A 14,109-nucleotide genomic window follows, 5' to 3' on the forward strand; every position below is an offset into this window, starting at 1 on the left:
GAGGACACCACTTAGTACATGAGTGTCGCAAGCCTGCGTCTGGCACGCGACACCCGGGTGTCGCCGGCATCCAGAATGTCGAAATACTCGATGAGACGGTCACGCACCGCGGCGACGTCGCTCTTATGCCCCGCGGACAGATAATCCAAAAGACGGCCAAAGGCGTCCTCCACCTGTCCACCGATCATATCGACATCAGCCACAGCCAGCTGAGAATCCACATCATCGGGATTCGCCGCAGCCGTCTCTCGGACGACTCTGACATCCGACGCTCCCGAACGAGCCAAAAGAAGCGCCTTCGCCCGTTCGCGCGGCGCGATCGCATCCGAAGGATCATTGCGCGCGATCTGCTCATACGCTTCCGCCGCCCCCGCATAATCGCCCGCCTGGGCAAGCTGGCGTGCTTTGGCATGTTCCGGGGACAGCCTCTCCTGACCGCAGGACGAATACCCATCGGGGTCGTCTCCACCATCGCTTGTCGCGACTCGCGGCGCAGTGCCGACGACGCCGGCTCGATGGGCGACATCGACGATTTTCGGGATGACCTCATCCGTGAGCTGAGACATCTCCTCATCACCGGGAAGTCCTTGCATCAGGGGCATGGGCCGTCCGCCTATCAGCGCGAACAGCGCCGGAACCCCCTGAAGTTGGAACGCCTGGGCGATGGACTGGCTCTGCGCGGCGTCGATGCGGCACAGCTGAATCTGCCCATTTTTGGCGTTGACCGCATCTCCCAGCCCTCTGGCCATCGCGAACATACGGTCATCATCCGGGGTCCAGAACAACAGCAGGATGGGGAACGTCATGGACGCCTGGACCATGGCCTCAAACCCCGACTCATCCACATCCGTCACGAAATCGCCCGCGGCGGGCGCCCCTCCCTGAGCGCCGGGACGAGCGGACGCCTTATGCTTCAAAGACTCAAGGTCAACAGCCCCCGCCAACGAGACTCCGGGGGTCACCTGCGCACCATTAGCCATGATTCCTCATTTCCATTCGTATGGCCGTCTCCGCTCACCAGCACGGCCCGCCACAACCCACACTAGCCCTCTGACGCTCGGTCTCCTACCCGCTAGGACGCCTTAACCGACACCGGTTGCCGCTCCGCACCCACCGCCACGACTTGCTTGCCCGATCCCGCCGGCGGCACGTATAAGGCCACGACGTTCACATAGCTGACCTTCATGGTCGACGTTGCCTTCCCGGAGCCGAAAAGGGCCTTCTCGGCATCGGACGCGGGAAGCGACTGACGTCCCTCGCCGGCCTTGCGAACCCATTCGGAATCGATGCGCGCGACCACCAAATCACCTCCATCGCTCGACCGCATCACGGTGATGGCGTCGCGCACCGCCGTGAAGGTCTGGCTTTGGGTTCCTTTGTTCTGCTCCATACCCTTCTGGACGGTTTTGGCGAGCGTCGTGAGATCCTGGCGGAAGTAGTCGTCCGAGAACTGTGTGGCGTAATCGCTGCCCGTGCCGTTCTGGAGGACATCGGCATAACGTTCCACCGCCGTCTCAGGAGTCATCACCAGACCCGAATCGTCGACGTCTCCAAGCGACGAGCCAATGGAGGGTATGGCGAACTTCGGCATCTGCGCGCCTTCGAACAACCGGGCCACAGCCCAGAGCCGATAATTGCCACGGGCGGAATCCTGACGCAGAACAAGAAGCCTTTTCGATTGCTGATCCTTCGTCGTGGTCGTGATGGTGAACACTGACCTCGGCCATCCGGAATTCGTGGGGATCACGGTCTGAACGCCACCGCTGGGAATCGTGGTCTTGGGATCAAGCTCGCCAGTGGCCTTGGCGATGGCCAGCTCACTCGTTCTGATCGCCAGAGCCGGCCCGCTCATGAAGGAATCAAGCCCCGTGGAATCACGCGAGGAGTTGGCGGAATCGATTCCCTTGAGGATTCTTTTGCGTATGGCCTTCTCCTGCGCCCCAGTGAGATCGGGCGACGATTCGGACGACGATGTGGTGGATGCCACGAGCGGTGTCTGTCCGTCACAACCGGCAAGTCCGATGATGGAAGCGCACGCAAGAAAAGCGGCGAATGTTCTCATGACTCGGCTACGTCCGCTCATGCGCGGCCCCCCTGTCGTTCCTGATCGTCGTTCCCGGTCGCCTCCGCGTCTCCCGTCTCCGAGGCCAGACGCGCAAAATAGACGCTCAGCTCATCGGGGGATATAACCGATGTCTGCTCCACATCATCACCCACCTTCCCACTTCGATCCTCACGTCCCACCGTCTGTTCTGACTTCACAGGAGTGGCGTGAGAACCGGGATCGGCAGCTTCCACGACCATACTGCGGACGGTCGGGTCGACGACCACGGGTCCATCGGGTCGAGATTCATCGGAGCCGCTGGCTTCACCGTCGATTCCGAGCGCGCCATCCCCCTCCACCTGTCTGTGCGAGGGACCATGCCGGCGAGTCTTGCCCTTGCGCAGGCCTGTGGGCATCCACGAGGCCAGCACCGCCAAAGTCCCCTTGACGGCATCGCGAATCGCGACCTCCTCAGGCCTGTCCTTGTGGGTATGCACATGGTGATCCGTCGTCGTGACCTTGCGCCGTCTCTCGGGAGGAAGGGCGAATACCGATGCGCTCAGGATGGTCAGCGCCACGGATAGAACGGCGAGGAAATAGAAGGGCATGGCGAAATCCGGAGGCTGGATTTGCACCCAGCTGAGCGAAACGGAACCCGAATCCGACGATGATCCCAGATCGATCACGGCGACCTGGCTTGCGGTGGATGTGGCCGACAAAGTCACAGCCCCCTCGCCGCACCGCGAGGCTGTCCACATGTCTGAATCCTGAAACTCCACGGACGACGACGCGCTCGAATCGCTCGACGGCGCCTCGTAGCTCTCGGTGGAAAGAGTCGTCCAATTGGACATGCCGGTGACGCGAGTGATGGTCGACCCAGCCACCCATCCCATCACGTCCTGAGCGCTTCCCAAAGCGACGCAGACCGTGGACGACGCGTCCGTCGCCGTGGCCCGCAGGCGCGTCGAGGAATCCACAAGCCCCAACACTCCCGGGTCCGTGACGACATACCGTGTTCCGGATATGCGGACGGCCGCGGTAATGTCGGTCGCCGGCCTCCACACCGTAGCGTTCAACACGCCCAATATCAGGAACGCGACGGCGCACAGACCGAACACGGGAGCCACTATTCCCCGCATGATACGGGCATGCCTGGTGGGGGAGGAACCGACCGTCCGATGGGAACGGGCATGCTGTTCATGTTTCATATCATCGGTATTCTACTAGGAACCTTGTAGGAGTATCGGAAGACCCACGAATCCACAGAGTTCATCGGCCTCTACGGCTACTCTTATACGCATGAGAACACCAACTCGAAACAAGCGGCGCAGCCGTATGATATCGTCCCTTGCCATCGTGGCGGCACTGGGTCTCACCCTGGCGGGATGTGGGGGATCGTCCTCATCATCATCCTCATCGTCCTCCACGACGACATCGACGTCCACCTCATCCTCGTCAAGCACAAGTACCTCGACGACGCTGAAACAGCTGGCCGGAGTCACCGCCACCGGAGAGCTGGGCAAGAAGCCGACCATCTCCTTCCATACGCCGATGACCGTCCAGAACAACACGTACGCGGTTCTCCAGAAGGGCGACGGCGCGACGATCCAGGACGGCGACCGCGTCTGCTCCCAGGGCATCGCGATCAACGCCAAGGACGGCTCCGAGCTGATGAACACCTGGACGAAGAACACCCCGGACTGCTCGCTCGTGGTCGACTCCTCGTCCACGACCGCCGCCTATTACAAGATCTTCAAGGGGGCGAAGCTCAATTCGACGATCGCCTTCGGAGTCAACGACTCGAACTCGTCCGGAACCTCCTACATCCTCGCCATGACGCTGGTGTCCAAGACCAAGGCGCTCACCCGCGCGACGGGAACCGCGGTGAAGGACATCCCCTCCGACCTTCCCAAGATCACGCTCGCGAAGAATGGCAAGCCCTCGCTGTCCCTCAACGGGTACAAGCCCAGCGGATCGCTTGTCGCCCAGACGCTGATCAAGGGTACCGGCGACAAGGTCACCTCGACGGACACCGTCAGCGCCCATTACACGGGCTGGTACGAGACGAAGAAGGGCACCCTGAAGCAGTTCGACTCATCCTGGGACAGCGGCAGTCCCAGCAGCTTCTCGCTTTCCTCGGTCGTCAAGGGGTGGACGAAGGGGCTCACCGGGCAGACGGTCGGCTCGCAGGTCCTGCTCGTGATCCCTCCGGATCTCGGCTACGGCTCGGACGCGCAGAAGGATTCCTCGGGGAACGTGACCATCCCGGCGAACTCGACGCTGTATTTCGTCGTTGACATCCTCTACGCGTACACGTCCTCGTCCTGACCTCATCGTCCGCTTCGCGCTTCGATGCGGACGATCCGAACCCTGGCTCTAGAACAACGTCAGATTCGGATCGTCCGCATCCTTCATATCCTCGTAGTCCAGCAGCAGACAGGACAATCCTCTGCTTTCCGCGAGGACCCGCGCCTGCGGCGTGATGCTCTGAGCCGCGAGAACGCCATGAACGGGAGCGAGAAGGGGATCCCTGTTGAGCAGAGCGCAGTAGCGCGTGAGCTGCTCGACTCCATCTATTCCACCGTGCCTTTTGATTTCCACTGCCACATGGTCACCCTGCGAGTCCACAGCCATGATGTCGACGGGACCTATCGGGGTGGGGAACTCTCGCCGCACCAGACGCGACCCCGGCCCGAGGCGATCGATCTGCTCAGCCAGCAGCTTCTGAAGGTGGTCCTCGACGCCATCCTTGACCAACCCCGGATCCGCGCCTAGGTCATGGCTGTCGTCCGAATACACGCGCGTCAGACGGATCTCCAGAAGATCGGGCGTCTTGTCGGCTTTGACCCGGATAATCCTGACATGGTCGCCATCGGAGGGAGCGGATGGACACGAGTCCTTCGAGTCCGCGCGCGGGTCCGGATCCGCATCGACCTCACGTATCGTGCAGGGAGCCGCCATCCAATTCAACGGCTTGTACGAGCCCAATTCGGAAAAGATGAGAACGCTGGAATCGGCTTTGACCAGTATCACTCTTTTGGCAGGGGGAAGGGACGCCTGAAGGCGCCCCGAGTACTCGGCGCTGCAGTCAGCCACAATAATTCGCACGGCGTCCACTGTAGCAATCCGCACACGTCATCCACGGAAACGACCCGCGCATGCAAAGGCGCGGCGGATGTAGCCCATCCGCCGCGCCCCAAACACACTGCTACTGCTACTTACTGCACCACTACTCGAGCGCAGACTCCTCGGCGGCGGCCCGCACAACGTCACGGCCGCGCTCCACGGCGATGGTCAGCCTGTTCGAATCGAAGGATATGAAACCGTCACGTACGGCGAAGGAGTGGCGTTCGCCACCGGCCTCCACCACGGTGACGTCACCCTCCTTGATGACGGTGAGAATGGGTTCATGGTCCGGAAGAATTCCCATTCCGCCCTCGGCGGCGGGAATCGTCACGGACCTCGCCGTCCCCGACCATACGGGATGGTCGGCGGCGACGATGGTCACACTCATGGTCGCGGTCATGTCAGGCCCCGAATTCCTTCTGCATGTCGTGCCACTTCTTCTCAAGGTCATCGATGCCGCCGATGCCGGAGAAGGCCTGCACGGGAACGTCGTCGTAGACGCCGTCGCAGACGCGCGTGAACGCCTCGATCGTCTCATCGGCCGGCACATACGATCCGGGACGGCCGGTGAACTTCTCAGCGACGTAGAAGTTCTGCCCCAGGAACTGCTCGATCTTGCGCGCGCGGTTGACTGTGGTCTTGTCCTCCTCGCCGAGCTCGTCGATTCCGATCAGGGCGATGATGTCCTGAAGCTCCTTGTTCCGCTGGAGAATGGCCTTCACGCGGTTGGCGCAGTCGTAGTGGGCCTGTCCGACATAGCGGGGGTCCAGAATCCTCGAAGTCGACGACAGCGGATCCACCGCAGGGTAGATGCCCTTGGAGGCGATGTCACGCGACAGCTCCGTGGTGGCATCCAGATGGGCGAACGTCGTCGCGGGCGCGGGGTCCGTATAGTCGTCGGCCGGCACGTAGATGGCCTGCAGCGAGGTGATCGAGTGTCCATGGGTCGAGGTGATGCGCTCCTGGAGAGCGCCCATCTCGTCGGCCAGATTCGGCTGGTATCCCACGGCCGAGGGCATGCGGCCCAACAGCGTGGAGACCTCGGAGCCGGCCTGCGTGAAGCGGAAGATGTTGTCGATGAACAACAGCACGTCCTGCTTCTGCACGTCGCGGAAGTACTCGGCCATCGTCAGCGCGGTCAGCGGGACGCGCAGACGGGTCCCCGGCGGCTCGTCCATCTGTCCGAAGACCAGTGCGGTCTTCTCAAGGACGCCGGCCTCCTGCATCTCCCCGATGAGGTCGTTGCCCTCACGGGTGCGCTCCCCGACTCCCGCGAACACCGAGACACCGCCGTGGTTCTGGGCGACGCGCTGGATCATCTCCTGGATGAGCACCGTCTTGCCGACGCCGGCGCCACCGAAGAGTCCGATCTTGCCTCCCTCGACGTACGGGGTGAGCAGATCGATGACCTTGATTCCAGTCTCGAACATCTGAGTCTTCGACTCGAGCTCGTCGAACGCCGGCGGGTTGCGGTGGATGGGCCACCGCTCCTTGATGTCGACATGCTCGTCGTCCTTGAGGTTGAGGATGTTGCCGGACACGTCGAACACGTGTCCCTTGGTGACATCCCCCACGGGGACCTCGATGGGGCCGCCCGTGTCGATCACCTCAGCTCCCCTGACCAGTCCATCGGTCGGCTTCAGCGCGACCGCGCGGACGGTGGAATCCCCAAGATGCTGCTCCACCTCCAAGGTGATCTCGTGAAGAGTCTCGCCCTCGGTGTTGCCCACGTTGGAGATCGTGACCTTGAGGGCGTTGTAGATATCGGGCAGGTGGCCCACGGGGAACTCGACGTCGATAACCGATCCCTGAACGCGTGTGATGCGTCCAGCGGTCGGCTCGGCCGCCGTCTCCTCGGAAACCGCTGTGGTCTGGTTCTCAGCCATATGCGTTCCTACTCTTCCTCTTTGTTCAGCGCGTCGGCGCTGCCGATGATTTCGGTAAGTTCCTGGGTGATCGACGCCTGGCGGGAGGCGTTGAGCTTCCGTGTGAGGTCATCGATGAGATTTCGGGCGTTGTCCGTCGCCGTGTGCATGGCGTTCTGGCGGCTGGCCGTCTCGGATGCGGCGGAGGTGAGCAGGCATTCGTGGATGCGCGACTGGATGTACTTGGGAAGTATGGCGTCCAGAACCTCGTCGACGCTGGGTTCGAAGGAGTACAACGGAGTCGCCTCATCCGCCTCCGACTCGGGAACGGGTCCCGAGTCGGGCTCCTGCTGGAGGACGAGCTCAACCGGGAGCATGCGCAGGACGCGCACCTTCTGCGTGACCATATTCACGAACTCCGTGAAAACGATGTACAGTTCGGACACCCCGCCGTGCTCCGCATCCTTCATATACGCGTCAAGCAGCGTCGACGATATCGACTCCGCCACCTCCACGCCGGGATGGTCGCTGTCGCCCTCCCACGTCCCCGCGACCTCGCGGTTGCGGTACTTGTAGTAGGTCACTCCGCGGCGCCCATACACATACAGCTGCGACTTCTTGTCGTGCGCGTCGAGACGCGCCAGCAGGGATTCGGTCTCACGGATGATGGACGACGTGTAAGCGCCTGCCATCCCTCGGTCGGCCGTCAGTGCGAGCACCGCGACGCGGGGGTTGTCCTCGTTCTTGCGCACGATCGGATGCGTGATGTGGGTATGCGCCACCAATGCCTGCACGGCCTCGAAAATCGCGTCCGTGTACGGCTTCGCGTTCAGCGCCACATCCCGCGCCTTCGCGATGTGCGAGGACGCGATCATCTCCTGGGCGTTGAAGATCTTCTGGAGCGAGGCCGTCGAGGCGATCCTCGACTTCAATGCAAGTTGGGAACCCATGAATCACTTCCCCCCGGCCACGATCTTCTCCTGCTCCACAGGGGTGTCCGGCCTGACGGACGGCTTCTTCTCCACCAACGGCTTGCCGGCCTTCGTCACGAAGGTGGCGCGGAAGTCGTCGATGGCCTTGTCCAGAGCGGTTTCGGTGTCCTTGGTGAAATCCCCGGTGTCGCGAATCGTCGAGAGGATGTCGGTGTTGTGGTCGAGATAGTCCAGCATGGCCTTCTCGAACGGCAGCACGTCACCCAAATCGAGATCGTCAAGCTTTCCGTGGGTTCCCGCCCACACCGACACGACCTCCTGCTCCATGGAGTACGGCGAGAACTGGGGCTGCTTGAGCAGCTCGGTAAGCCTCGCCCCACGGGTCAGCTGGGCCTTGGACGCGGCGTCCAAATCGGAGGCGAACATCGCGAAGGACTCCAAGGACCGGTACTGGGCCAAAGAGATCTTCAAGGTTCCGGAGACCTTCTTCAGAGCCTTCGTCTGCGCGGCGCCGCCGACTCGGGACACCGAGATGCCCACGTCCACGGCGGGACGCTGGTTGGCGTTGAACAGATCGGACTGCAGGAAGATCTGGCCATCGGTGATGGAGATCACGTTGGTCGGTATGTACGCCGACACGTCGTTGGCCTTCGTCTCAATGATCGGCAGACCGGTCATCGAACCTCCGCCCAGATCGTCGGACAGCTTGGCGCAGCGTTCCAGCAGACGGGAGTGCAGGTAGAACACATCGCCAGGATATGCCTCGCGCCCCGGCGGGCGACGCAGAAGCAGCGAGATGGACCGATACGCCTCGGCCTGCTTGGACAGATCGTCGAACACGATGAGGACGTGTTTGCCGTGGTACATCCAGTGCTGGCCGATCGCCGAGCCGGTGTAGGGGGCAATGTACTTGAACCCCGCGGAGTCCGATGCGGGGCTCGCCACGATGGTGGTGTACTCCATCGCCCCGGCCTCTTCAAGGCTCTGACGCACCGAAGCGATCGTGGAGCCCTTCTGACCGATCGCCACGTAGATGCAGCGCACCTGCTTCTTGGGATCGCCGCTCTCCCAGTTCGTCTTCTGGTTGATGATCGTGTCGATCGCGATGGCGGTCTTGCCGGTCTGCCTGTCGCCGATGATGAGCTGGCGCTGCCCACGGCCGATCGGGGTCATCGCGTCGATGGCCTTGAGCCCGGTGGACATGGGCTCGTCGACCGGATGACGGTGCATGACGTCGGGGGCCTGCGCCTCAAGAATTCGACGTCCCTCGCTGGCGATCTCGCCGAGTCCGTCGATGGGGTTGCCCAAAGGGTCGACCGTGCGACCGAGATAGCCGTCCCCCACTGGAACGGACAGGACGTCCCCTGTTCTGCGGACCTCCTGGCCCTCCTCGATTCCGGCGAAGTCGCCCAGAACCACGACGCCGATCTCCCGCGCGTCCAGATTGAAGGCCAGCCCCAAAGTGCCGTTCTCAAAGGTCAGCAGCTCGTTGGCCATGCAACCAGGCAGTCCCGTCACATGCGCAATGCCATCGCCGGCCGTGGCCACATACCCGACCTCCTGGGTCGGCGTGTCCGACGGCTTGTACGATTCGACGAACTCGTCGAGCGCCTTGCGAATCGTGGCGGGATCGATGGTAAGTTCTGCCATGATCACTCCTTATGTTGTTTTTCTGACTGTACGTCGTTATCGGTCATACGACCGTTCATGCACTTGTCTTGACCCGTCGGCGCAGCAACTGCAGCTGGGCCACCACCGTGTTGTCGGTGACCTCATCCCCCACCTGGATGCGCATGCCACCCAGAACCGTCGCGTCGACGACGGAGTTGATGTGGACGGCACGGCCGAGTCTGGCCGAGTAGGCACGGGACAGACGATCTATCTGATCGGGAGTCAGCGGCGTGGCCGTGGTGACGGTAACCATCGATTCACCCATATGACGGGAGAACTTGTTGATCAGCCACTGGATCGTCGCCAGATACCGCCGATTGCGGAGGTTCTCCGTGGCTCGCTCCGCAAGACGCATCGTGATGGGGTCGAGGTTGTTGCCGCCCAGAACGGTGTGAAGCAGCTGGATGCGGGTCTGCGACGGAACCTTCTCGTCGTAGAGGCGCGCCCGGACCACGGGAAGGTTCAACAGCGCCGAATGCAGCTCGGCGAGCTGAACTGACACGGTGAGGGTCGATCCGGCGGAATCCGCCGCATACATCATGGCGTCAACCCCGAAATCCTCGACCGCGTTGGCGATATCGCCCGACCTGCTCCACCTGCGCGCCGCAAGATCGGTGAGGATCTCCATGGTCAGCGGATGCGCCCGATCTCCCAGAAGGGTCGACAGCAGCCGCTTCTTGTCATCCAAAGACCGCGATGGGTCGGTCAACGCCCGCTCCACATGGGTGGAACCATCCAGAAGATCCGTGACGGTGAACAGCTCATTGCCGATCCGCCACGCGTCGTCGCCCGCATTGCGGAGTCTGGGCGCCAGGGAATCACGCGACGTGCGATCCGCTATACGCGATGCCTCTCCACGCATGTGCCCTCACCTCCTCCTTGCGACATGGCTCATCACTTGCGTTCGCCGTCCGATGAGCCGATCTCATCGATCATCTGATTGATCATCGACGACTGGACGGCATCATCCTCAAGACGGGAGCCGAGAATCTTACCCGCCAGCGCGGTGGCCAACGTTCCGACCTCGCCGCGCAGGCTGACCAGCGCCTGCTTCTGCTGGGCCTCGATCGAGCGCTGCGCATTGGCGGTGACCTGGGACGCCTCCGTCTCGGCCCTCGACCGGGCGTCGGCGATGATGTGCGAGGCCTCGGCGCGCGCGTCGTCACGGATCTTCGACGCATCCACGCGTGCCGTGCTCAGCTGCTCCTCGTACTTGCGCTTGGCCTCGTCGGCATCCTTCTGGGCCTTCTGGGCCTTGGCGATGCCGCCTTCGATCTTGTGGGACCTCTCGTCGAAAACCGACTGGAACTTCGGCAGGAAGTACTTGTAGAAGAACGCCGCGACGATGACGAGGATAATCAGCGACCACACGATGTCATACGACTTGGGCAGGAACAGGTCCACGCCACTGGCTGCCACGGTAATCATGATGCCTTCCTCCTTTCATGTCCTTGTAGTCTCATCAGTTCCCACGGTGGGTCAGCTGAAGATGAACGCGGCCACGAAGCCGAGCAGCGCCAGCACCTCGACGAACGCGAGACCAAGGAACATGAGCGTCTGCAGGCGTCCACCCAGTTCGGGCTGACGGGCAGTGCTCTCGATCGTCTTGCCAATGAGGATTCCCAGACCGATACCGGGGCCAATGGCCGCGAGACCGTATCCGACGACGTTCAGGTTGCCGGCGACCTCAGCGAGGGTGACGATATCCATAATTGTGTCCTTTCTGGTTATTGCTTAAGAAAGCAACAGATGTTGTCCCGGCGTCAGTCGATCTCCGGGTAGCTCATATTGATGTATGCGGTTGTCAGGATGGCGAAGATATAGGCCTGCAGGAAGGCGACCAGCGCCTCGAACAGGAACATGAAGACTCCGGCCGCGAAGGTGATCACGCCGAAGGGCATAAGCAGCTTGCCCGCGTAGTCGATGAGGAAGAACTGCGTCGCCGACAGACACAGGGCGAGGATAAGGTGTCCCGACACCATGTTCGCGAAGAGTCGAATCGTCAGGGAGAACGGTCTGATGACCAGAAGCTCGAGGAGCTGGATGGGCGCGAGCAGAAAGTAGATCGGCCACGGAACGCCCTTGGGGAACAGCTCGTCCTTAAGGAAACGCCCCAGACCCTTCTCCCGCACGCCGGCCACCCAATACTGGCAGAAGCACCACAGCGCGAAGGCAAGCGGCAGGGTGATCGTGGCGCTGGCCGCGATGTTGAAGCCAGGAACGATGCCGCAGAGGTTGAACACCAGCAGGGTGAAGAAGACGGTCGTGACCATGGGGACATACCGACGTCCCCGAAGCTCGCCCATCACCTGATAGACGATGTTGTCGCGGACGAAATCCACCATCATCTCGATGGCCGCCTGCCACCGTCCCGGGATCAGACGCGCACGGGCGGCCGTGACGCCGAGGACGACGAGCATGATGGCCGTGGCCAGAATGCGGACCAGAATGATGCGATTGACGGCGAAGGGTGTGCCCGAGAAGAGAATCTCCGGAGGGAGAAAATCGTCGATGCTGGGCATCTCCATGGACTTCGCCGCGAGAGTCACCGCACCCACAGCATACGCAGCACTGATCATCGCGCGCCTCCCGCTTCGTTCAGCTGTCAGTCTAGCCCATCGGTCGGGCTGAATGTATCGGGCCGATTTCCTCCGCGAGGAGCATCACCGGTCTGCCGGGCGCGACTCGGGGTCGTGTCGACATTCAACCCCGAATGGCTAGATGTGATTCTAGGACTGTTTTCTACAAGGCCGTATCCATCGGCCGACAATGGCGCGAATCCGTCCCTTCGAGGCGATCCCGGAGCGTGTCGGATGGCGCGGTCGGTGCCGAGTCTCTTCTCGGATCTCAGCGCCGGGACCTCGGACAGGTCGTACGGCGTGGTCTGGTACACCCAGTTGAGCCAGTTGCGCCAGAGGAGATTGGCATGGGCCCGCCAGGAGAACAGAGGCTCCAGCGTGGGGTCGTCATGGGGGTAGTAGTTCGCCGGAAGCGGGACGTTGACCATGCCCTTGGCCATATCCCGCTGGTATTCGTCGGCCAGAGTGTACTTTCCGTATTCCCAATGGCCCAGAGCGAACACCTCGGAGAAGTCGCGCGTGGCGATGAGTCCCGGTCCTGACCGCGGCCCCCAGGTGAGCGTCTGCAGAGCGGGGTTCGCCGCGACGTCCTCCTCATCCACGCCGGCGATACGCGAATGCGGCTGAAGGGCCACCTCATCGAATCCGTTCGTCAGGAAGCAGTACTCGTCCTGCAGGAACTGCGGGAACACGCCGAACAGCTTCGTGTCCAGAACGTGCTTGCGCACGCCATAACGGTGATAGAGCGCACCCATTGCCCCCCAGCACAGGTACATGGTGGAGAACACATGAGACCCCGCCCAATCGAGGATATGCGTGAACTCGTCCCAGTAATCGACCTGCTCGAAGTCCAGATGCTCCACGGGAGCCCCCGTGACGACGAGACCGTCGTAGCAGTTGTCCTCGAAGGCGTCGAGATTCTCGTAGAACTTGAGCAGATGGTCGGCGCTGACATGCGTGGACTGGTGCGTGGAGGTCTTCATGAAGTCGACCTCTACCTGCAGAGGGGACTTGGAGATCAGCCGCAGAAGCTGCGTCTCCGTCTCGATCTTCTTGGGCATGAGGTTGAGGATCACCAGTCGCAACGGCCTCACGCGCTGGCGCTCGGCCTCAGGCCTCTCCAGCGCGAAGATGCGCTCGGAGTCAAGTATGGCCCGCGCCGGCAGGCCACTGGGAATATTGATAGGCATGGCAACCATTATGTCCGTATCCCGGCACAAAGGGGTTCACCACACCGATTTGACATTCCCGCATCACTCGGTAAAGTAGATAGAGCTGCCGTTAAGGCGGCCGACGCGGGGTGGAGCAGCTCGGTAGCTCGCTGGGCTCATAACCCAGAGGTCTCAGGTTCAAATCCTGACCCCGCTACGAGAATGGCGCGATATCAACGATATCGCGCCATTGCTTTTCTCCACAAGCTCTTAGGTACGCGCAAAAGTACGCACAGTCGCGGAAACGCCACCCCCACCGATGTGACACGTCTGGAGACGCATCCCCTTCGACGGGACGGCAGCGCACGATTCCGGGAACCCGCAGGTCACAGCGACGCGATCGCGGGACACCACCGCAAACACGGTTCATCGTCGGCGCGACGGCCCGGGCGTTCCGCCGGCTGGGTTTCCAACGAGTTCGGGCACCTCGAGTGCATGATGTGCATGGTATGGAATTGGTCGGTTTTTCGATCGAAGGGGTGGGTGTTCGAAGTATGCGTTTCCTGTCGTGGGTGGCGGCGTGCGTGGATGCCCGCCGGCCGGAATCATGTGTGATCGCGGTGTTGAAGGTGGCTGTTCGTCATCGTCGTCAAGATGCAGGCCGGTATAGTGCGTCGTGCTGTCGGCTACGCAATGGCGCACACCTTTCGGGTCGCCAACGACGGGCGACCGTGTCTGAGA

General features: G+C 62.0%; 14 protein-coding genes and 1 tRNA gene. 2 read left to right on the forward strand and 13 right to left on the reverse strand.

Translation table 11 applies throughout. From position 1 onward, the window contains the following. Nucleotides 1–11: 11 nt before the first annotated feature. The 3 genes from Q1X90_RS06780 to Q1X90_RS06790 all read right to left on the reverse strand — a co-directional run bounded on the left by Q1X90_RS06780 (nucleotide 12) and on the right by Q1X90_RS06790 (nucleotide 3,183). Nucleotides 12–980, reverse strand: coding sequence for a tetratricopeptide repeat protein (locus tag Q1X90_RS06780; protein ID WP_300768378.1), 969 nt, complete (start codon nucleotides 978–980; stop codon nucleotides 12–14). A gap of 92 nt (nucleotides 981–1,072) precedes the next feature. After that, entirely contained in the window at nucleotides 1,073–2,062 is a 990-nt protein-coding gene (locus Q1X90_RS06785; protein WP_300768408.1) for a hypothetical protein, read from the reverse strand. A gap of 17 nt (nucleotides 2,063–2,079) precedes the next feature. After that, nucleotides 2,080–3,183, reverse strand: a complete 1,104-nt coding sequence (locus tag Q1X90_RS06790; RefSeq protein WP_300768380.1) for a hypothetical protein — start codon at nucleotides 3,181–3,183, stop codon at nucleotides 2,080–2,082. A 196-nt stretch (nucleotides 3,184–3,379) separates the two neighbouring features. Here Q1X90_RS06790 and Q1X90_RS06795 point away from each other — a divergent pair, with 196 nt between their 5' ends. Next, nucleotides 3,380–4,372: an FKBP-type peptidyl-prolyl cis-trans isomerase gene (locus Q1X90_RS06795; protein WP_300768382.1), complete on the forward strand. Its 993-nt coding sequence runs from the start codon at nucleotides 3,380–3,382 to the stop codon at nucleotides 4,370–4,372. Between the two features lie 48 nt (nucleotides 4,373–4,420). Here Q1X90_RS06795 and nucS read toward each other — a convergent pair whose 3' ends face one another. From nucS to metA, 10 genes are all read right to left on the reverse strand, one after another. Then, nucleotides 4,421–5,152 (reverse strand): endonuclease NucS, encoded by a 732-nt coding sequence (gene nucS / locus Q1X90_RS06800; protein WP_300768384.1) that lies wholly within the window; start codon nucleotides 5,150–5,152, stop codon nucleotides 4,421–4,423. Between the two features lie 121 nt (nucleotides 5,153–5,273). Continuing rightward, nucleotides 5,274–5,570, reverse strand: coding sequence for a F0F1 ATP synthase subunit epsilon (locus tag Q1X90_RS06805; RefSeq protein ID WP_300768386.1), 297 nt, complete (start codon nucleotides 5,568–5,570; stop codon nucleotides 5,274–5,276). Between the two features lies 1 nt (nucleotide 5,571). After that, a complete protein-coding gene (gene atpD, locus Q1X90_RS06810) occupies nucleotides 5,572–7,056 on the reverse strand; it encodes a F0F1 ATP synthase subunit beta (protein ID WP_300768388.1) in 1,485 nt (494 codons plus the stop codon). An 8-nt stretch (nucleotides 7,057–7,064) separates the two neighbouring features. Further along, nucleotides 7,065–7,985, reverse strand: a complete 921-nt coding sequence (locus Q1X90_RS06815; RefSeq protein WP_300768390.1) for a F0F1 ATP synthase subunit gamma — start codon at nucleotides 7,983–7,985, stop codon at nucleotides 7,065–7,067. A gap of 3 nt (nucleotides 7,986–7,988) precedes the next feature. Beyond that, nucleotides 7,989–9,617 carry a F0F1 ATP synthase subunit alpha gene (gene atpA, locus Q1X90_RS06820; protein WP_300768392.1) on the reverse strand — a complete coding sequence of 543 codons (1,629 nt, stop codon included), beginning with the start codon at nucleotides 9,615–9,617 and terminating at the stop codon, nucleotides 7,989–7,991. 55 nt (nucleotides 9,618–9,672) lie between these two features. Beyond that, nucleotides 9,673–10,500: a F0F1 ATP synthase subunit delta gene (locus Q1X90_RS06825; RefSeq protein ID WP_300768394.1), complete on the reverse strand. Its 828-nt coding sequence runs from the start codon at nucleotides 10,498–10,500 to the stop codon at nucleotides 9,673–9,675. Between the two features lie 32 nt (nucleotides 10,501–10,532). After that, a complete protein-coding gene (locus Q1X90_RS06830) occupies nucleotides 10,533–11,063 on the reverse strand; it encodes a F0F1 ATP synthase subunit B (RefSeq protein ID WP_300768410.1) in 531 nt (176 codons plus the stop codon). A 54-nt stretch (nucleotides 11,064–11,117) separates the two neighbouring features. Then, entirely contained in the window at nucleotides 11,118–11,348 is a 231-nt protein-coding gene (gene atpE, locus Q1X90_RS06835) for an ATP synthase F0 subunit C (RefSeq protein ID WP_163227922.1), read from the reverse strand. A 53-nt stretch (nucleotides 11,349–11,401) separates the two neighbouring features. After that, nucleotides 11,402–12,217 carry a F0F1 ATP synthase subunit A gene (gene atpB, locus Q1X90_RS06840; protein WP_300768402.1) on the reverse strand — a complete coding sequence of 272 codons (816 nt, stop codon included), beginning with the start codon at nucleotides 12,215–12,217 and terminating at the stop codon, nucleotides 11,402–11,404. Between the two features lie 26 nt (nucleotides 12,218–12,243). After that, on the reverse strand, nucleotides 12,244–13,407 hold the full coding sequence (gene metA, locus Q1X90_RS06845; RefSeq protein WP_300768404.1) for a homoserine O-succinyltransferase: 1,164 nt from the start codon (nucleotides 13,405–13,407) through the stop codon (nucleotides 12,244–12,246). Between the two features lie 104 nt (nucleotides 13,408–13,511). On the opposite strand from metA, the gene Q1X90_RS06850 reads away from it, so the two are divergent. After that, a tRNA-Met gene (locus Q1X90_RS06850) sits at nucleotides 13,512–13,585 on the forward strand. Nucleotides 13,586–14,109: the final 524 nt, after the last annotated feature.

Origin of the sequence: uncultured Bifidobacterium sp., assembly GCF_949292005.1 — a bacterium.
Lineage (GTDB): Bacteria > Actinomycetota > Actinomycetes > Actinomycetales > Bifidobacteriaceae > Bifidobacterium.